Consider the following 18,597-nt stretch of genomic DNA (forward strand, 5'->3'; position numbering starts at 1 on the left):
GGGCGAGGCCAGGAACTTCCGGATCTTCGTAGGGGTGTCGGTACGTTGGCGGACCACGCTGCGGCGGGCGGGCTTGAGGGACTTTGACGAACGAGATGCGGTCCGGGCCGATGCCCATTGGCCGGCCTGGGCGATATACACCGAGGCTGTCCGCCTTGGCGGCGAGCCAGGCCTCGGCGAAGCGCGGGAAGGCGGGCCAGGCCGACCGCCCCTGAAGCATCAGGCGGTGACGATGTCTTCTTTGAGTGGCAGCAGGGTCTGCGCGATCGTGCCGATGGTCTCCTCGTCCACACCCGCCTCGGTGAGCGCCCCGGCAAGATGGGTCACCACGCGGCCGAAGGCCTCCTCCGTGACGGCCAAGTGCTCGTGGGCCTTGCGCATCGAACGCCCGGAGTAGGGGCGGGTGGCCCCGAGGGCCTGCCCGATGAAACGACGCTGGTGCTGCTTGAGCCGGTCCAGATCCACCCCCGTGAAGTACGGCTGCAGGTCCGGATCGCTCAGTACCTTGTCGTAGAAGATGTCGACGACGGCCCCGACGGCCTCCTCTCCTCCGAGTTGTTCGAAGAGGGTCGGGGTGGCTGCCGGGGCCGGCGTGCCGGCGGTGATGTCGGTCATGGCGTCAGGATTGCCGCACCGTCTTGCCACAGTGTGAGGGAGCGGTTACCAGGCTGTCAGAACGCCCTCAGCAGCGAATCCGGGCGCAGGGAAGTTTTCGCAACGGGCTTCTCACGTGCCGAGTGGACGCCTGAAACACCGCCTCGGTGCGTCCGGGGATCTTCAAATGATCCAGCTGTAGATCGCGATGTGTGCCATGGTCTTGGACTGTCTGCCGCTGATGGAAACTCAGGTGGCATCGGCGGGTGGTCCGGGTAGAGTCGCGCCGTGCCCGAGCTGAAGCAGTTGGATGCCGGCCATGCCCCGGAGGTCCTGGCCTTCGAGCTGGCGAACCGCGCCTACTTCGCTGCCTCGATCTCCGACCGGGGCGACGATTTCTACGACCACTTCGCCGACCGGCACAGCGTCATGTTGGCCGAGCAAGAGGCCGGCGGTTGCGCCTTCTATGTGCTGGTCGCCGCGGACGGCTCGGTTCTGGGCCGGTTCAACCTGTACGACTTCAAGGACGGCACTGCCAATCTCGGCTACAGGGTCGCGCAGCATGTCGCAGGCCGCGGCGTTGCGACCGCGACCGTCCGGGAGTTGTGCCAGCTGGCGGCGGCACGGCACGGGCTGCGCACACTGCGCGCAGCCACTTCCCACGCCAATGTCGCGTCCCAGAGGGTGCTGGCCAAGGCCGGGTTCGTCCCGGTCGGCCCGGCAGACCCGGCCGACCTCGGCGGTAAGCCGGGCACTTGGTATCAGCGCGACCTGGCACTCCAGCCGTAGTCCGCGATCTCGCAAATGTGCTCGACTCCATGCCGAAGACCGCGCAGCCCGACGCGAAGAAGGCCGTCCAGGACATCTGCAACGCCGAGGACCGCGACCACGCCGAGGCGGCGATCAAGACGTTCGCGGTCCGGCTGCGGACCAAGGTCACCCGCCGCGCCGGCTCCCGCACCGCCGCCCCGGGGATGGTCTTCAAGCTCTTCGAGTCCGCCCGGCAACAGCGGCGAACCGTGACCGCACCCCACCTCGTCGTCCTCGTCCGCGCCGGAGCACGCTTCGAAGGGCAGCGGACTGGTCGAGCGGCCCACGGAGCGAGCGGCATGACGGTCATCGACCTGCGGCCGGTGACCTCCGCGGACAGCGAGTACTGCTTCCAGCTGCACAAAGCCGCCATGGGCGCCTACGTCACGGCCATCTGGGGCTGGGACGAGCAGCTCCGACGTGACTTCCACGCCCGCGTGTTCACACCGGACCAATGGCAGATCATCACCGCCGACGGAGCGGACGCCGGCATGCTCCACGTCGAGCACCGGCCGACGGCGATCTACCTGGCGCGGATCGATCTCCACCCCGACTACCAGGGACGTGGCATCGGCCGCGAGCTCATCCGCAGCCTCCTCGACCAGGCCCGCCTGCAGGGGGCAGGAGCTCACCTTGGACGTCCTCGTCGTCAATCAGCGGGCCAACGCCCTCTACCGGCGGCTGGGCCTGCACGAAGTCACCCGTCACGGCGAGAACAACATCAAGACCAGGATGTCGGCCAAGCCGCCTCAGCCGGGCCTGATCCACGGGTCTTGACACTCACACGGGCTGGGGCGGAGGCCCATCTTCCACCTCAACCTCAATGACCTGGGGTCCGCTGAAGACACACAGACGCGCACGAGGACACGGTGATGTCACGTCAGCTGACAGCAAGGCTGAGACCCACGGGCAGAAGACGTGATGGGCATTGAAACTCGATTGATCTCTCACGAGTGGTGGCTCTGGTCCCACTGCTGTGCACTAGCCACTCTGAGTGACGGTTGAGGGTCTCGGGTCGGTATCCGAAGTCGCCAAAAAAAGGGGAGGTCAAAGGGGGGGTGGGCTGACGGTCCGGGCGGTGGAAGAGGTTGCGCTCCGGCTGACGGTCCCCAGTCGCACTGTCCGCCTGAGGTCGCGATCGGCAGTGTCCGCACTCATCGCGACGAAGCCGGGAGAGCACGAACAAAGCCAGCCAGTCCACCCGCCTCGCCTTGATGACATCGGTTCGCCGACAGACGAGAGGCGCGATCTCCTGACGAGAGGGGCACGAGCTTCGGTGCCTGCGAACGGATGCCGACCCCGGCCGGCCGGACATGTCGCCCGGTTGTGGCTGTGACAGCGGCCATCACCCCAGGCCCGATCGTCGGCAGGCGGGGGAGACGGTAGGTGCGGTGGACAGGATGAGGGTCGCTGCAGCTACGGCGTCGATCGGCCGGTACCGGGATCGATCAGCCATGCGACGAGTGTGCGCCAGTGGTCGGGCTGGTCGGTGTCGCGCGGCCCGATGAGGTAGATCTCCTCGACGAGGTCCTGAGAGCGCAGACCGCGGTGCGCGGCGAAGGAGCCGAGGGCGGCGTAGGTGAGGTCGAGGTCGTCGTGCGGGCCGCAGTGGGTGGCGACAGCGGCGGTGCGCTGGGGCAGCTGGAGCGGCTTTACCGTGGCCGGTGCTCCCGGCGGCAGCGGTGCCTCAGCCGGGACGTAGACGGTGGCGCGGCCGTGCCCGTCGGTGAACAGGGCGTGCTCATAGCGGCCGCCAGGCGGGAGCACCGGGCGTCGGCCGGCCGCCGTGTCCAGGTCGTGCATCGCGGAGTCGTACCAGCTCAGGTCGGATCCGGGAGGGACGTCGAGGGACACCGCGAGGACGCGTTGCGGCGGAAGGACCTCCAGGCTCACGGTCCGTTCGGCCTGCGGGTCGAGGAGTTCCCGGAGTGCCTGGACCGCTCGCTGAGTGCGACCGAGCCGGTCTTCGAGACGGCGCAGGTGGGCAGCGACGATCTGTTGCGCCGCATGACGGTCTTCCCCACCCGCGTCGCCGGATTCGGCCTGGAGGAAGCTCCGGAGGCTCCCCAGCGGGAGGTCGAGTTCGCGCAGCCGCTTGATGGTCAGTGCCGGCCGGATTTGTGTGGGCGTGTAGTAGCGGTAGCCCGTGGCCGGGTCGACCTGTGCAGGGACGAGGAGGTCCTGCTCGTGGTAGCGGCGGAGTGTGCGGATACTCAGGTGAGTGATCCGGGAGAACTCCCCGATCGTCCATTGCTCCGTCACGCTGTCCTCCTCGTCGTATCCATCCTGGCCGACTCGCGCCTCGGATTTCAGGGTGTGATGTCCAGCAGTGTGATTTTCCCTTGTGCGTCGCGTTCGAAGGTGAAGCGGAGGGTGACCGGGCTGCCGGGGAAGGCGCCGGAAACCTCGGCGACGGCCTGACATGCGGTGGCTGTGCCCCTGACGTCGCGGAGGCCGTAGCGCACGGGCGGGAGCTCGGTGCGCCAGCGGCGTACCGCTCTGAGCCCTTCATGGCTGTGGCCGTCGTCGTGTACGACGATGTCGTCGTCGAAGAGCGCGAAGTAGCGCGCGCGGTCGGGATCGGTCGCCGCGGCGAAGTACTCCTCGGCGAATTCCTGGACGTCTTGCATGGTCTTTTCCCGTGGGGTGAAGGATTTGCTGGTCAGAGGGTGCGGATGGTGCCGCCGTCGACGATGTGCTCGGCGGCGGTGATCGCACTCGCCCGGTCCGAGACCAGGAAGGTGATCAGCTCGGCCACCTCGTCCGGCTCGGCGGGCCGTCCCAGCGGGATGCCGCCGAGGACCTGCATCAGGTTGTCGAGGGCAGCCTCGCGGGTGATGCCTCCCTCGCTCATCCGGCGTGCGAGGAGGTGCTCGGCACCGTCGGTGCGGATGAAGCCCGGGGCGACCGAATTGACTCTGACCCCACTCGGCGCCACCTCGTTTGCGAGCCCCTTGCTGTAGGTGGCCAGGGCGCTTTTGGCCGCCGCGTACGCCAGTGTCGAGTCGTGCAACGGCATGCGGCGCTGGATCGAGGTCACGTGGACGACCGCGCCTGACCCGCGGGCCGCCATCCTGGGGACCAGCGCTCGGTCCAGCCGGACCGCCGGGAGCAGGTTGAGTGCGAGTTCCTCCTCCCACGACTGGTCGTCGAGAGCCGCGTACCCGCCGGCCGGGGCGCGGGAGCCGCCCGTGACATGCACCAGGACGTCCGGGACACCGATGAGCTCGGCCACTGCCGTGGCCGCCGACGCGGCTCCGTCGGGGGTGCTCAGGTCGGCCTGGACGAAGAGAACGTCGGCGGTCTTCGGCGGAGTACGGGCGATGGTGACCACCTCGGCCCCGGCGTCTCGGAGCCGGCGCGCTGTCGCCAGCCCGGTTCCCTTGCTGCCGCCCGCCACCACGGCGCGACGTCCATCGAGATCATTGCTGTTCATGTCTGCGACCTTGGACCCTCCCTCGGGGAGAGGGTCAAGACGGGCCGCATGACCGCGTTCAGGCAGCGGCGAACATCGTCACTTTCGTCCCGCCGTGGCGAGACACGGGAACTGGCGGAGGCACACGGCGGCGCGGGTCGGCCGACGTGGAACCCCGTCACGGCCGATCGCTGGCAGGGTTTCCGCGGCCGAGCCCTGTCAGCGGGGCCGATCAGATGGCCGAGGCCGTCTCCTGCCTGTGGCGTCCCAGGCTCCCGTTGCGACGGGCGGGGCGCCTGAAGGCGCTCCGCCGCCGGCTGGGGTCGAAGAGCGGTGTCTTGCCCGCGGTATCCAACGCTCCAGGGCGGCACCAGAGGCGGAGTGGAAGCCCAGCCCCATGGTCATGTCGACCGTCGGGGTGGCCGATACGGTTCCGCCTGATGCCGCGACCTGTTTCCCTTCACACTCGGTGAACTCGTTGGCGTGGACTTGGCTGACATGTCGGGTGAGGAGTCGCGCAGGCCGCCGAGCGCCAGGACCGTCATCGCCACCGCGGCCCCCGCCGCCACACCGAAACCGCCGTGCGCGCCGCCACCGGCGTCCACCACTCGACCTGCGACCGCCGCGGCGCCTGCTGTTCCTGCCGCGCTTGCGGAGTTGCCCCAGGTGAACGCTTGGGTGAGGGCGGCGCGCGGGACCGCCGACTCGATGCGGACGGAGGAAAGGATCAGCAGGACCGGCACGACGAGTCCGGCCACGGCAAGGGTGGCGCCGACCGTGAGAGGGGCATCGATGAGAGTCAGCGGGAGGATCGCGACGGCGAGGAAGGCGGCGGCTGCGGCCTGGCGGCGCTGGGGCGAGCCGCCGCGACGCCATGCTCCATAGGCCCAGCCGCCCACCAGACTGGTGCAGTTGAAGGCGGAAAAGAGCAGTGCTGCCGTGTCCGGTGTGCCGCGTCCGACGGCGTACGCGGTGACGGACACCTGCATCGCGCCGAAGAACACCCCGAGCGCAAGGCCGAGCGCGACCTGCCGCAGGAACGGGAAGCGGAGCAGGGCGCGTTTGGCGTGCCGGCGTTCGGCGCGGCCGGTGAGGGGCGGCACGGTGCGGCGCTGGGCGGCGAGGGCGAGCCCGCCCCCGACGACGAGTGTGGCGGCGAGCAGCATCCCGGCGCCCGGGTGGCCCGCCGCGCCGAGGACGCTCACCAGGGCCGGGCCGGCCAGGTAGGACACGCCGTTGGCGAGGGCCTCCAGGGCGAAGGCCGTGGGCAGCGCGGCAGCCCGTTCGCCGGCCAGCAGGGCGGACCAGCGAGCGGCGGACAGGGCGCTGAGCTGGGGCAGCGTTGCCCCGACGAGTACCCCGGCGACGAGGTCCGGAACGGTGGCGGCGAGCAGCAGCGCCACGGCCACGGCATGTGCGCCCAGCGCGCAGTAAAGCACCCGTGCCTGTCCGAACCGATCGACAAGTCGTCCGATCTGGGGCCCGGCGACGGCGTCCGCGACAGCGAATCCGCCGGTGACGAGACCGGCGGCGGCATACGACCCTGTGCGGGCGTGCACCAGCCAGACGATGCCGATCCCCGTCATGGCGATACCCACACGCCCGACAACGGAGGGGAGGAAGAAGGCCGCGGCACCCTGAGTGCGCAGCAGGGTCCGGTACTTCACAGACGCCGAGGGCACGGCGCATCCCTTTCGCTGCCCGGCGGGACGCGCCATGCGGGGTCGTCGGCGTCCGGATACGGCGACCCGCGGCTGCGCCTGAAGCCGTCCAGTAGCGGCGTGGAGCGGGGACGCGCACCCCACACCGACTCCGTCACCGGGCAGATGTCATGCGGTAGTTGCTGACCTTCTTCGAGCGTAGAGGAACGGCACGCAGAAACGAACAGGGTGCGGGTCTTGTGGCGTGAGGGGCCTTGTATTACGCGTGGCCTGTCGCGATGCCTTCCGCACCCCACCAGGCGAGGATCCGAAGTGCCTCTTCGGACGGGTTGCCCGGAGCGGCGGTCAGTACCACGCTGGTTCCTCTGTTGTGGGATCAGGACTGATGCCGAAGGACCGTTCGTCACGTTGCCGCCCTGGAGGCGAGTCGGCCCCCAGCTCCGTGAACACGTTGTCCGGCAACGCCCGCGAGCCCTCGATGGCATGACCCTTGCCCCGAGCCGTCTGCCGCAGCCGGTAGCCGAGTTCGACCTCGTCCAGTGGGCCCTCCGGCTCGGGACGCAGGACGAACCAGCCGATGAACGCGCGCCGTCCTCTCGTGCGCGGCGGAGGGACCGAGGTCCTCGCCCCACTTCTCGTAGCCGGCGTCGTATCACTCGGTGCGCGGGACGTTCCATGCGATTCCGTGAGCGACGTCCAGCACCATCAGTGCCGACCGGGCCTCTACGGCTGATGCCGCGTCGCGCAGATCCATCCCGGTCAGTGTTTCGATGCGGCGTAGCCGCTGGCTGATGGTGTTGGGGTGCACCATCAGCGCCTGTGCGGTCGCCTGGCGGTCCAGGCGATGCGCCAGGTGCGCTCGCAGGGTGGCCATCAGAGAGGTGCCGTGCTGGTCGTCGTGCCGGATGAGGGGGCCCAGTGTGCGGTCGGCGTAACTGCGCAGGGGGGCCGGGTCGCCGAGTTGCAGGAGGAGGCCTGCCACGCCCAGCCCCTCCAGGGTGATCACGCCCGCGTTGTGCTCCTGGCGGCCGGCTACGGCCAGGGCGCCTCGGGCCGTTCGGTAGGCCTCGGCGAACTTGCTGTCGGTGAGTTCGGAAACGGCGATGGTCACGGAGGAGACTCCCGCCGTCGTCGAGATGGCTCTGCGCAGGGTCTCGGCGATCTGCGGCCCCTGATCGGGACCGGTCGCGGGCACGGGCCACAGGGCCACGATCGCCTCCTGGTGCTGGCTGACGAGGGGCCGCGGGGTGATGGTGGACGCCAGCCGGTTCGCCTCGTCCGCGGCGCGCCGGAGGGTTCGGGCCGTGCTGCCCTGCCCGGTGGTGTCGATGCGTGCGACCAGCGCGCAGTGGGTGCGCGTCAGATCGTGGCCGAGCAGCCGGGCGCGGTGGAGGAGGGCCTCCGAGCGCGGGTCGGCGCCGGTGAGCAGCTCGGCCAGCAGTTCACCGCGCAGGTTCTGCTCGACCTCCAGCGCCGTGCGCCGCCGGAGCAGTTCGAGCGAGAGCACCACCGAGGCATGCTCCAGCGCCCGGCGGTCCAGCGTCGCCAGGGGCCCTCGACGGCCGGGTAGCCAGACCCGCGCGGGCACCTCGCCGAACAGGACGACATCGGCCACGATGTGGCCGTCCTGCTCGCGGACCAGGTCGGTGCCCGGTCCCGGCGCGGTCGCCGGCCAGCCGGCGACAGGAGGCTCCGCCGGGGGGCCGGCCGCGGCGAGCACCTCACCCCGCGCCTCCTGCAGGAGCACTGCCGTGTCGAGCAGGTCATGGAGGGCGGCGGCGATCCCCTGTATGCCGCCCGAGCGGACAGCCACCCGAAGCAGGCGCTCGTGGATCTCCTCCGAGCGCGACACGAGGTCGTGCTGCCGGCGCAGGTCCTCGACGAGCCGGGCGGAGGTGATGGCGATCGCCGCGTGCTCGGCGAGCAGCTGCAGCCGCCCGATTTCCTCGGGACCGAATGTGTGCAGCGCGGACCGGTAGCTGTTGAGCGTCCCGATCACACCGGACGCGGTGACCAGGGGCACCGACAGCATGGAACGGTAGTCCTGGTCGTGTGCGACGCCGCCCCAGATGAAGCCGGGCTCGCGCGAGATGTCCTTGACCGCGGCCGGACGGCCCGAACGGTAGGCCCGGCTCGACGGTGCGCCGGTGAGCGCGTCGTCCTCCAGCGGGACCGGGTGATCGGAGTTGACCCGGGCGACGTAGGTGGCCGACAACCCGCTCCAGGCGGCGATCACGAGGTTGCGTTCCTCGGCGTCGGGCAGCAGGACGCCGCAGAAGTCGAGGCCCAGTAAATGCCGGGCGGTCGAAGCGACGAGGTCGAGGACCTCACGGAGTCCCCGGCCGGCGTTCACGGCCGAGGTCAGCGTGCCGATCGCGGTAAGCCAGCTGTGCAGCTCCTGTTCATCCTCCACGGCCAGTGAGTGTCGCCGAGAACACTCCCACTGTCGAACTGTGTCGGCTGTGACATATCAGACGCCCTCGCGCATGGGTCAGACTCCGAGGACTCACCCCGTCGGATCAGTCCCAGAAAGGGCCGGAATGTCGATGATGACTTCTTCGCCGCCCAGTTACGCGAACGTCGCAGCGGGCCAGGAGCGCCCCGTGATCAACCCGGCCACCGGGAGCATCATCCGCACCGTGGCGGACAGCTCCATCGCCGAGGTCGACGCGGCCGTCACCCGTGCCCGTGCGGCCTTCCTGGACGGTCCGTGGCCCGCGATGAGCCGCACGGCGCGCGGCCGGCTGCTGCTGCGGGTCGCGGATGTGATCGAGGACGCGGCCGAGAGTCTTTACCGGCTGGAGACACAGAACAACGGCCGGCCGGTCACCGAGACGCGGGCGCAGCTGTCGAGAGTGCCGGAATGGTTCCGCTACAACGCGGGACTGCTGGCCGCTCAGCGCAACGCCGTACTGCCCTCGGACGGGCCCTACCTGACCTACCAGCGCCGGGCGCCCCTCGGTGTCTGCGGAATCATCACGCCGTTCAACCACCCGCTGCTGATCCTGGCCCGCAGCCTCTCCGCGGCGCTGGCCACGGGCAACACCGTGGTGGTCAAGCCGTCGGAGACCACGCCCCTGTCCACTCTGGCGTTGACCGAACTGCTGCAGAAGGCGTGTGTCCCCGACGGCGTGGTGAACGTGGTGACCGGCGGCCGCGCGGTGGGGGAGCGGCTGACCGGGCATCCGGGCATCGCCAAGATCACCCTGACCGGCGGGACCGAGGCCGGGCGCGCGGCCGCCGTCGCCACCGCGCAGCGGTTCGCGCGGGTGACCGCCGAGCTCGGAGGGAAGACACCGATCGTCGTCTTCGACGACATCGATCCTGTCGTGGCGGCCGAGGGGGCGGCGTTCGCCGCGTTCGTCGCGGCCGGGCAGTCCTGCGTGGCGGGTTCGCGCTTCCTGGTCCAGCGTGCGAGCTACGACCGTTTCGTCGCGACGCTGGCCCGGCGGGCCGACGCGATCCGCATCGGCGACCCGTCCGACCCGGCCACCCAGATCGGCCCCCTGGTCAGCGCGGTCCAGCGCGACAAGGTCCTGGCTCTGATCGAGAAGGGGCGCTCCGAGGGGGCGCGCGTCGCCGCAGGGGGCGGGGCCCCGGACCTGCCCGCGCCCCTGGACGGCGGGTTCTTCGTCCGTCCGACCGTGCTGGCCGACGCGACGATGGACATGCAGGTCGCGCGCGAGGAGATCTTCGGCCCGGTCGCCGTCGTCGTGCCGTTCGACGACGAGGCCGACGCGATCGCGAAGGCCAACGACAACCGGTTCGGGCTCGGCGCGGGCGTCTGGACACGCGACCTGGCCCGCGGGCACCGGGTGGCGGACCGGATCCAGGCCGGAATGGTGTGGGTCAACGACCACCACCGGCTCGAACCGTCCCTGCCCTGGGGCGGCATCAAGGAATCCGGTACCGGCCGTGACGCCGGGACCGAGTCCTTCGACGACTTCACCTGGCTGAAGACCGTCGTGGTGCGCACCGCGGACGACGACGTCGACTGGTACGGCTCCGACGTCCCCGGCCGCCTCAACTGACCCGACCCACAACCACGTTCGACCGCTGGCAAAGGAGCCGACCATGTCGAATTCCGGAACCACCATCGCGCCGCCCGCAACCTGGCGCACCGTCATCAACCGCACCCAGTGGCTGGTCCTGGCGGGCACCACGATGGGCTGGGCCCTGGACGGGTTCGCGGGCAGCCTGTACGCACTGATCCTCGGTCCGGCGATGACCGAACTGCTGCCGCACAGCGGCATCGCCCCCGCCGGCGAGGCCATCGGCCTCTACGGAGGCCTGACCGTCGCTCTCTTCCTGTTCGGATGGGGCACCGGAGGCATCCTGTTCGGCATCCTCGCCGACTACTTCGGCCGGGTACGGGTCCTGTCCGCGGGCATCGTCACCTACGCCGTGTTCACCGCACTCGCCGCATTCGCCGACACCTGGTGGCAGTTGGGCCTGCTCCGCTTCATCGCCGGGCTCGGCTCCGGTGTCGAGGCGCCGGTCGGCGCGGCACTGGTCGCCGAGGTGTGGCGCAACAGCTACCGGGCCCGCGCCTGCGGAGTGATGATGTCCGGCTACGCGATCGGCTTCTTCCTCGCCGCGCTGTCCTACGCGCTCATCGGCGAACACGGCTGGCGCCTGATGATGGGCATAGCCGTCCTGCCGGCACTGCTGGTGTACTTCATCCGCCGGCACGTACCGGAGCCGCCGGAGATCCGCAGCACGATCACCGCGCGTCGCGCCCGGCGATCCCGCGGCCACCGCGCAGAACAGGACCGTTTCGTACTGGCCCGGTTGCTCACCCCGCCCCTGCTGCGGCCCACCCTGGTCGGCACCGCCCTCGCCACCGGCTCCCTGGTCGCGTTCTGGAGCGTGTCCACCTGGTACCCGCAGATCATCCGGCAGACGGCCGCGGCCGCCGCGCTGTCCCCGGACGTGGCCAACTCCCGCGTGGCAACCGCCTCCATGCTGTTCAACGCCGGCGGCGTGCTCGGCTACGCGACCTGGGGCTTCCTCGCCGACGCGATCGGGCGCCGCGGGGCGTTCCTCACCAGCTTCGCGGTCTCCGCGGCCGGCGTCGGATTCCTCTTCCCCTTCGACCACACCTGGGCGACGTTCCTGGCCGTCATCCCCGTAGCGGGCTTCGGCCTCTACGGCGCCCTGTCCGGAATCCTCGTGTACGGACCGGAACTCTTCCCGCCGTCCGTACGCGCCACCGGGATAGCGCTCTACAACGGCATCGGCCGGTACCTGACCGCGTCAGGTCCCCTGGTCGCCGGCGTCATCGCCGCGTCCTGGTTCGGCGGCGACCTCGGCCTGGCCACCACCTGCGTCGTGGCGGTGGGCCTGCTCGGCGCCTTCGGCCTCCTGTTCGCCCCCGAAACCCGCGGTCAGGCCCTGCCCACCGACCCCACCCCCGCCGCCGGCCCGGAACCCGCACCGCGGGCCGCGGCCCAACTCGAGGAGACTTCCTGATGTCCCCGTACGCCCACGCCCGCGCCCTCGTGATCGGCGGCTCCATCGGCGGGCTGACCACCGCGCTGCTGCTGCGGGACCTCGGTTTCGACGTCGACGTCTTCGAGCGCACCCCGACGCCCCTGGACGGGCGAGGCGGCGGGATCGTGCTGCAACCCGACACCGTCCGATGGTTCACCGAGCGCAGCGACCAGCACCCCGAGAGCCTGTCCACCTCCACCGATCACGTGCAGTACCTCGGCCCCGACAACGAGATCATCCACCGCGAGCAGCGCCGCTGGACCTACACCTCGTGGGGGACCTTCTACCGCGCCCTGCTCGCCGACTTCGGCACCGAGCGCTACCACCTGGGCGAGTTCGCCTGCGGCCTCACCCAGGACGCCGACCGCGTCAGCGTCCGGTTCGTCAGCGGACGGACGGCGGAAGCCGAACTGGTGGTCTTCGCCGACGGCATCACGTCCGTCGGCCGCCGGCTGCTCGACCCGGAATCGTCCATGGAGTACTCCGGCTACGTCGGCTGGCGAGGCACCGTACCGGAGCGGCAGCTGACGCCGGCGGTGCGGTCGCTGCTGGGCAACGCCATCTCCTACAGCGTCGTCCCGCACTCGCACATCACGCTCTACCCGATTCCGGGCGAGACCGGCACCGGCCCGCAGGACCGGCTGATGAACTACGTCTGGTACCGCAACGTGCCGACCGGCCCGGACCTGGCCGAGCTGCTGATCGACAAGCGCGGCTTCACCGGCACCGTCTCCCTGCACCCCGGCCAGGTCCAGGACCGCTACGTCGACGAGATGCGCGCGAGTGCCGCGCAGTTGCTGGCCCCGGCCGCCGCCGAAGTGGTCCTCGGCACCGAACAGCCCTACATACAGGTGGTCTCCGACGTCCGGTCGGCGAAGATGGCGGACGGCCGGATCGCCCTGCTCGGTGACGCGGCATCCGCCGCGCGCCCGCACGCCGCCGCCGGCACGGCCAAAGCCGCCGCCGACGCATGGGCCCTGGCCGACGCACTGACCTCCTCCGAGGGCGACATTCCCGCCGCACTGCGCAAATGGGAGCCCGCGCAGCTCGAACTGGCCGCCAGACTGCTGGACCGGGTCAAGGACATGGGCGAGCGCTCCCAGTTCCACAACACCTGGACACCCGGCGACCCCAGTCTCCGCTTCGGCCTCTACGGCCCAGGCCGCTGAACACCCGCCACCCCGCACCCGAAAGGATCCGAGATGACCGGCACCGCATCCCTGTCCGACCTGCCGCTGGCCGGCGAACTCATCGGCAGCGACTTCGAGGGCTGGAGCCCCGAACTGCGCGCCGAGTTCGACGCCCACGCCCAGGACGGAGCGGTCGGTTCACGGCTGCTCAGCCAGAACGACCGCGTACGCGTCTGGGAGATCCGCCTCGCGCCCGGCGAGCGCTGGCACGCCCACCGGCACGTGCTGGACTACTTCTGGACCGCGGTGAACGCCGGCCGAAGCCGCCAGCACACCAGCGACGGCACCACCCGCGACGTTTCCTACGCCGCGGGCGAGACACGGCACTTCACCTTCGCGGCCGGACAGTACCTCCTCCACGACATCGAGAACGTGGGGGACACCGATCTGGTGTTCACCACCGTCGAGCACCTCGACAGCGCCAACGAGCCGCTTCCGCTGGATCCCGCATGACCGGCGGGATCGACATCCACGCGCACTGGCTGCCGGCGGACCTGTTCGGGTTGCCGCCCGGTGCGCCCTACGGGCCGCTGCGGGACCGGGACGGCGAACTTCACCTCGGAGACATCCCGTTGTCCATCGCCACCCGCGCGATGAGCGACATCTCGGCGATCCGCACCGACATGGCCGAAACCGGGATCGCCGTACGTGTACTGTCCGCTCCGCCCTTCGCCTTTCCGGTGGCCGGGCCGGCAGCCGACTACGTCGACGCCTTCAACGACTCACTCGCCGCGGCGGTCGCCGACTCCGAGGGCGCGCTGGCCGGGTTCGGTCTGGTACCCCTGGACAGTGCCGCGACGGCGACCACCCGGCTGGAGACTCTCGCCGCGACACACGGCATCACCGGCGTGGCGATCCCCCCGCTCCTCGGCGGTGAGTCGCTCGACTCCGGCGTCCTTCGGCATGTGCTCACCGAGTGCACCCGGCTCGGACTCGCCGTGCTGGTGCACCCCATGCAACTGTCCCGGCCGGAGTGGTCGCACCACTACCTGGCCAACCTGATCGGCAACCCCGTGGAAACAGCCACCGCCGTAGCCGCACTGCTGCTCGGCGGCGTACACGAGGCGCTCCCCGGACTGCGGATCTGTTTCGTGCACGGCGGCGGCTGCGCTCCTTCTCTGCTGGGCCGCTGGGACCACGGCTGGCATGCGCGCCACGACGTCCGCCGGGACTCGGCCCGCCCACCCGGCGAGGCGGCGCGGGAGCTGTACTTCGACTCGGTCACACACGATCGGGCCCTGCTCGACCTGCTTGTCGAACGGGTGGGGAAACAGTCCGTGCTGTGCGGCAGTGATTACCCGTTCGACATGGCGCAGAGCGACCCCCTCACCTTCGCCACGGCAGCGGGCCTGGACACCGACACACTGACCGCGAATGCCCGCGCTTTCCTCGGATGGGCGCCGTAAGCACCCGCGGCGGCGGTCACGAGCCGCGTACGGGATCCGCACCGGCCCGCCAGGAGCGACGACGCCACCATTGACTGGCCGCCCGAACGCCCGGGCGGCCAGGGCGTCGCGACGAAAACGGGTCCGGCCTCGTCCTCTTCCCCATCGGGCCAGCCGTCGATCTGCGGACCGGGACGGCACCTTCACAGGCCGGCGACCGGCCGTTCTGCCCCGAAGCGCGCTCCCCCTTCAACGACAGGAAAGCACCTTGATCAGCCTTGACCACATAGCCGTCTGTCCGGACGGCGGGCGTTGCCCCAAGGCCGGGAAGTCAGCGTTTTTGTGCACGTGGCAAGGGGGTTGAAGTCCATGCTTCTGCTGCGTAGAGGCCGGGTCCGAGCTTGTGGATGAGCGCGGTTTCGGCCCATCGGGACGGCTGCCGGTACATGATGTGCAGGGTTGACGTCGCCGAAGTGGGCAGCGATCTCCGCGGGTCTCCGCTGGCACTTCTCGGACGCCAGCCACTTCATCCAGCACTTCAAGTCGGTGTACGGGGTCACCCCGAGGGCCTACCTCCGGGACTTCCACGGGGCCGCCGGCTCGGAGGCGTGGGAGCCCGGCGGCCCGAGGACGCGGAGGCACAACGAGGCTCCATGCCGACCAGTTGAATGCTTTGGGATACGGCTGTCTTCAGGTCACCATGGATGCGGGCGCGGCGGACACTCGGTCAGGCGGCCGTCGGACGGACAGACGGTCATCGGGCGCCCGGTCGTCGCCCCGGTACACAGGCCGTGCGCATGTGTACCTCCCCTTCCCCTCCTTCAGGGGCGCTTCGTGGGCATCGATGGAGCGGGCCCTATGTGGCTGCCGAACGAAGCCAGACCGTCGTCGATGAGCTTGGCTGCGCGGCGGACGTCGGCGGTAACCGCCTCATGGACCTGGTCGGGCGTGCGGACGCCGTCCAGGTGTTTCCTCAGGCTGCGGAACTGGATGGGCCACAGCCCGAGCAGGGCAGCGGCCGCGATCTGCGGCTCCGGGTCCTGCGGGCTCATCCCGGTGCGCTGGGCCAGGATCTCGGCGGCGACGCCGGCGAGCCGTTCGGCCATGTCGTGGTGGTAGGCCCGCAGGGAGGGTGTGGACCGGACCAGCGCGCCGAACCGGCTGATCCTCGCGGCGGCCCGGACGGGGTCGTCCTGCGCGGCCGTCCAGGAGGTCAGGGTGCTCAACTCGGCGGCGAGGATCCTCAGCACCGCCTCGACGGGAGAGCGGTCGGGTTCCCCCAGGCCGGCCCGCAGCGCCGCCATCGTGGCCTCCCCTAGGTCCAGGATGAGTGACTCCTTGGTGGGGAAGTAGTTGAAGACCGTCTTCTCCGAGACCCCGCACGCCTGGGCGATCTCCGACACGCGGACGGCGTCGAAGCCGCGCTCCAGGAACATCTCGGTCGCGGTGTCGGACAGGCGTTGACGCATCAGGCGCTTCTTGCGCTCCCGCAGCCCCTCGGCAGCCGGTTCCCCGCTCTGCGGCCGCCATGCCGTCCATTCGACCGTGCTCATGACGACAGCGTAGACCTGCCGATACTGCTACTGTAATTTTACAGCGGCTGAAATTTCTGGGTGTCACGGCACCCTCCGGCTTGGGGAGTCCCCATGAGCACCATTCACATCGTCCGCGACTACCCGCATCCGCCCGACAAGGTCTGGCGCGCCGTCACCGATCCCACGCTCATCCCGCTGTGGACCGCGACCGGCGCCGGCGCACGACCGGAAGGCTTCACCCCCACCGTCGGCACCGCATTCCAGTTCATCGCGAAGCCGAAGCCCGGCTGGAGCGGCATCGTCGACTGCGTCGTGCTGGAGGCGGACAGGCCCCGACTGCTGCGCTACTCGTGGACCGACCACGGCGGCGGCGAGACGACCGAAGTCACCTACCGGATCGAGCCGCACGTCGCGGGAACGCGCTTCACCTACGACCACACCGGCTTCACCGGCACCGGCGGACTCCTCATGTCCCAGATCCTGGGCCATGTCCGGCGGAAGATGCTGCGCGTCGGCCTGCCTGCCGTACTGAACGATCTCGACGATGCCGGCAGGCTCCGCCGCGGAAGCACACTCCGGCCCAAGACCTGAAGACGGCCGGCCAGAGGGGCGCACCACCGCCAGTGCCGGCCTCCGGCTCCTTCTCTGCTGTCTCCAGCCTGCGCGGCCGGATGACGCCACATCACCCGTCTGAACTAGGGCGTGTTGCGAAAGTCCCGTCTGCCGCGCGACGCCATGCACGCACTCTCGCCGCACCGGGCGAAAGCCCAAGTACATCCAGTACGAGAGCTTCCGCCCGGCACGCCGAGAGCACGCACCTGACGCCGCGGGGCCCGCCCTTCGGGCGGACGACGGGACTTTCGCAACACGCCCTAGCCCCGTCCGACCGATCGGAGGTGGCTTTCGGCGAAGCTGCGCAGTTCGTCGCGGGTTCGTGCGGGGTCGGTCGCGGCTTCGGTGGCACGGCCTCTGGGGAGGTAGCGGACGCCGTCGATCTCGCAGATCAGCGGCCCCACGCCGGTGTTGAGCACCAGGGCCTCGCCGACCGGAGCGGGACCGCCGACGGTGCGGCGCTCACTGCCGCGGGACCGGGAGATCGGCTGGAGGAACAGCGGCGCTGTCGCCTCGCCGCCCTCCGGTCGGAACAGGACCAGCGCCATCTCGCCGGGATCCCGGCGCAGACGGACGTAGCGCATGAGCTGCCATGTGCCCTTCCCGGCGTCCGAACGCGCGGCACGCAGTACCGGACCGCACAGGGCCGAGCGGTCGGTCGCGACCCAGCCGATCCGGGCGAGGGACGCGATGCCGACCGTACCGAACACGAGAAAACGCCAGTGCCCCAGGTGGAAGTGGTCCTCGAGGATGGCAGCGGAGGAGAACCCCAGGGAGTACCAGGCGTTGGTGCCGAGGACGGTGGTCAGCACCCAGATGCGCGGCGATATGGACGTGCGGCCGAGGCCGCGGCGCGGCGGGGTCACCCGGGGGCCCGGGCGATGGCGATCGCCGTGCCGGGCCGCGGCGGCGAGGCTCGCGTAGCTCAGGTCGTCATCGAGGGCGGGCCACCTGTCCTCGCCCGCCTCGCCGCCCGCGGCCGCCCGCGGGGGGATCGCCGGCCGGGCCCGGCGCGCCAGCCGGACGCGTCGGGCGCAGGCCAGCGGGTTGACCATCAGCGCACCGGCCAGGCCGAGCAGGCCGAGGCCTCCTCCGAGCACGGCGGCCACATTCAGGACGGTTCGCGTGTTCACGGCCTCACCCAGGAAGGGCCAGGGCAGGGCGGTGATCCGGATGCGGTCGCCGGAGCGGACGTCTGTCGTGTCGCAGTCCACAGCCGCCCGCTGTGCGCCGTCGTCCCAGCCGACAGTGCAGCTGTCGTCGTCCCGGTCCACACGGACGACCTCGGCGGCGGTGTGCTTGCCGAGCAACGCGACGTCCGCGGTGGCCAGGCCCACGAGCAGGGACGCCGCGAGGGCGAGTACCGCCCATGGCGGTGCGGCCGGCACAAGCAGCCGCCGGGCGGGCGTGGAAACCGGGCGGGGCTGTTCGCCCAGCCAGGCGCCGAGGGTCCGCGCATCATGCGTGGCCAAGCGCAGCCGCAGCACCTGGCCCTCGGGTGTCCGGTAACGCAGGTTGACCTTCTCCAACGGTGGCCGGCCGTTGGCGGAGACCGTCGCGTCCAGTGCCTCGCCACCGCGTGGCAGGGCGGTGACGTTCCCGGAACGGTCCAGAAAGACCGGCCCGTCGAGGCGCGGGTCGACCAGCAGCCGGCCCCTGTGGCCGTCGAGTCGGCAGCGGAAGTGCACGGCCCGGCCCGCTCCAAGGCCACGCCGCCTCCTTGCCGCCGCCCACCGGGCCAGCCCGGCTATGACCATGGGGATCACCAGGAACCCCACAAAGCTGGCGATCATCGGTTCCGTCGTCTCCTCCGCTGTGCGTGATCGGAGAAGCGTACGAGGGCTGCCAGGAGCACTGACCCGGGGGTGTCCTCGGGCCTGCCCGGATGATCGGCACCGCAGC

The 18,597-nt window shown here is 70.5% G+C and carries 17 protein-coding genes and 2 pseudogenes; 10 read left to right on the forward strand and 9 right to left on the reverse strand.

Annotated features, from left to right (window positions below):
* Positions 1 to 219: 219 nt before the first annotated feature.
* Positions 220 to 615: a group I truncated hemoglobin gene (locus LQ326_RS36910; protein WP_234543441.1), complete on the reverse strand. Its 396-nt coding sequence runs from the start codon at positions 613 to 615 to the stop codon at positions 220 to 222.
* A 267-nt stretch (positions 616 to 882) separates the two neighbouring features.
* Here LQ326_RS36910 and LQ326_RS36915 point away from each other — a divergent pair, with 267 nt between their 5' ends.
* From LQ326_RS36915 to LQ326_RS36925, 4 genes and pseudogenes are all read left to right on the forward strand, one after another.
* Positions 883 to 1,383 carry a GNAT family N-acetyltransferase gene (locus LQ326_RS36915; RefSeq protein WP_234543442.1) on the forward strand — a complete coding sequence of 167 codons (501 nt, stop codon included), beginning with the start codon at positions 883 to 885 and terminating at the stop codon, positions 1,381 to 1,383.
* Positions 1,383 to 1,707 (forward strand): annotated as a pseudogene (locus tag LQ326_RS49155) (IS256 family transposase); the annotation flags it as partial. The gene LQ326_RS36915 and the pseudogene LQ326_RS49155, both read left to right, overlap by 1 nt.
* 68 nt (positions 1,708 to 1,775) lie before the next feature.
* Positions 1,776 to 1,973, forward strand: a pseudogene (locus LQ326_RS48900) (hypothetical protein); the annotation flags it as partial.
* Positions 1,974 to 2,037: 64 nt separating this feature from the next.
* A complete protein-coding gene (locus LQ326_RS36925) occupies positions 2,038 to 2,181 on the forward strand; it encodes a hypothetical protein (RefSeq protein WP_234543443.1) in 144 nt (47 codons plus the stop codon).
* 639 nt (positions 2,182 to 2,820) lie between these two features.
* On the opposite strand, the gene LQ326_RS36930 is transcribed toward LQ326_RS36925, so the two are convergent.
* The 6 genes from LQ326_RS36930 to LQ326_RS36955 form a co-directional block, all read right to left on the reverse strand.
* Positions 2,821 to 3,666 (reverse strand): MerR family transcriptional regulator, encoded by an 846-nt coding sequence (locus LQ326_RS36930; RefSeq protein WP_234543444.1) that lies wholly within the window; start codon positions 3,664 to 3,666, stop codon positions 2,821 to 2,823.
* Between the two features lie 47 nt (positions 3,667 to 3,713).
* Positions 3,714 to 4,034: a nuclear transport factor 2 family protein gene (locus tag LQ326_RS36935; protein ID WP_234543445.1), complete on the reverse strand. Its 321-nt coding sequence runs from the start codon at positions 4,032 to 4,034 to the stop codon at positions 3,714 to 3,716.
* Positions 4,035 to 4,066: 32 nt separating this feature from the next.
* Positions 4,067 to 4,840, reverse strand: coding sequence for an SDR family oxidoreductase (locus tag LQ326_RS36940; protein ID WP_234543446.1), 774 nt, complete (start codon positions 4,838 to 4,840; stop codon positions 4,067 to 4,069).
* A gap of 380 nt (positions 4,841 to 5,220) precedes the next feature.
* A complete protein-coding gene (locus tag LQ326_RS36945) occupies positions 5,221 to 6,501 on the reverse strand; it encodes an MFS transporter (protein WP_234543447.1) in 1,281 nt (426 codons plus the stop codon).
* A 324-nt stretch (positions 6,502 to 6,825) separates the two neighbouring features.
* Positions 6,826 to 7,059 (reverse strand): GNAT family protein, encoded by a 234-nt coding sequence (locus LQ326_RS48905; protein WP_372497049.1) that lies wholly within the window; start codon positions 7,057 to 7,059, stop codon positions 6,826 to 6,828.
* 73 nt (positions 7,060 to 7,132) lie between these two features.
* Positions 7,133 to 8,893 (reverse strand): helix-turn-helix domain-containing protein, encoded by a 1,761-nt coding sequence (locus tag LQ326_RS36955; RefSeq protein ID WP_234543448.1) that lies wholly within the window; start codon positions 8,891 to 8,893, stop codon positions 7,133 to 7,135.
* 190 nt (positions 8,894 to 9,083) lie between these two features.
* On the opposite strand from LQ326_RS36955, the gene LQ326_RS36960 reads away from it, so the two are divergent.
* Genes LQ326_RS36960 through LQ326_RS36980 form a run of 5 tightly spaced genes read left to right on the forward strand, consistent with a single transcriptional unit; the run spans position 9,084 to position 14,569 of the window.
* Positions 9,084 to 10,511, forward strand: coding sequence for an aldehyde dehydrogenase family protein (locus LQ326_RS36960; protein ID WP_234543449.1), 1,428 nt, complete (start codon positions 9,084 to 9,086; stop codon positions 10,509 to 10,511).
* Between the two features lie 43 nt (positions 10,512 to 10,554).
* On the forward strand, positions 10,555 to 11,952 hold the full coding sequence (locus tag LQ326_RS36965; RefSeq protein ID WP_234543450.1) for an MFS transporter: 1,398 nt from the start codon (positions 10,555 to 10,557) through the stop codon (positions 11,950 to 11,952).
* Positions 11,952 to 13,142 (forward strand): FAD binding domain-containing protein, encoded by a 1,191-nt coding sequence (locus LQ326_RS36970; RefSeq protein WP_234543451.1) that lies wholly within the window; start codon positions 11,952 to 11,954, stop codon positions 13,140 to 13,142. Before LQ326_RS36965 ends, LQ326_RS36970 begins: the two co-directional genes overlap by 1 nt.
* 33 nt (positions 13,143 to 13,175) lie before the next feature.
* The gene (locus LQ326_RS36975) at positions 13,176 to 13,616 is read left to right on the forward strand and encodes a cupin domain-containing protein (protein WP_234543452.1); all 441 of its coding nucleotides are present in this window, start codon (positions 13,176 to 13,178) and stop codon (positions 13,614 to 13,616) included.
* Positions 13,613 to 14,569, forward strand: a complete 957-nt coding sequence (locus tag LQ326_RS36980) for an amidohydrolase family protein (protein ID WP_234543453.1) — start codon at positions 13,613 to 13,615, stop codon at positions 14,567 to 14,569. Before LQ326_RS36975 ends, LQ326_RS36980 begins: the two co-directional genes overlap by 4 nt.
* 800 nt (positions 14,570 to 15,369) lie before the next feature.
* Here the strand turns inward: LQ326_RS36980 and LQ326_RS36985 are convergent.
* A complete protein-coding gene (locus tag LQ326_RS36985; protein WP_234543454.1) occupies positions 15,370 to 16,101 on the reverse strand; it encodes a TetR family transcriptional regulator in 732 nt (243 codons plus the stop codon).
* A gap of 93 nt (positions 16,102 to 16,194) precedes the next feature.
* Here LQ326_RS36985 and LQ326_RS36990 point away from each other — a divergent pair, with 93 nt between their 5' ends.
* Positions 16,195 to 16,674 (forward strand): SRPBCC family protein, encoded by a 480-nt coding sequence (locus LQ326_RS36990; RefSeq protein ID WP_234543455.1) that lies wholly within the window; start codon positions 16,195 to 16,197, stop codon positions 16,672 to 16,674.
* A gap of 281 nt (positions 16,675 to 16,955) precedes the next feature.
* Here LQ326_RS36990 and LQ326_RS36995 read toward each other — a convergent pair whose 3' ends face one another.
* Positions 16,956 to 18,488 (reverse strand): hypothetical protein, encoded by a 1,533-nt coding sequence (locus tag LQ326_RS36995; RefSeq protein ID WP_234543456.1) that lies wholly within the window; start codon positions 18,486 to 18,488, stop codon positions 16,956 to 16,958.
* Between the last annotated feature and the right edge of the window lie 109 nt (positions 18,489 to 18,597).

This window comes from Streptomyces shenzhenensis, from assembly GCF_021462265.1.
Classification (GTDB): Bacteria; Actinomycetota; Actinomycetes; order Streptomycetales; family Streptomycetaceae; genus Streptomyces; species Streptomyces shenzhenensis.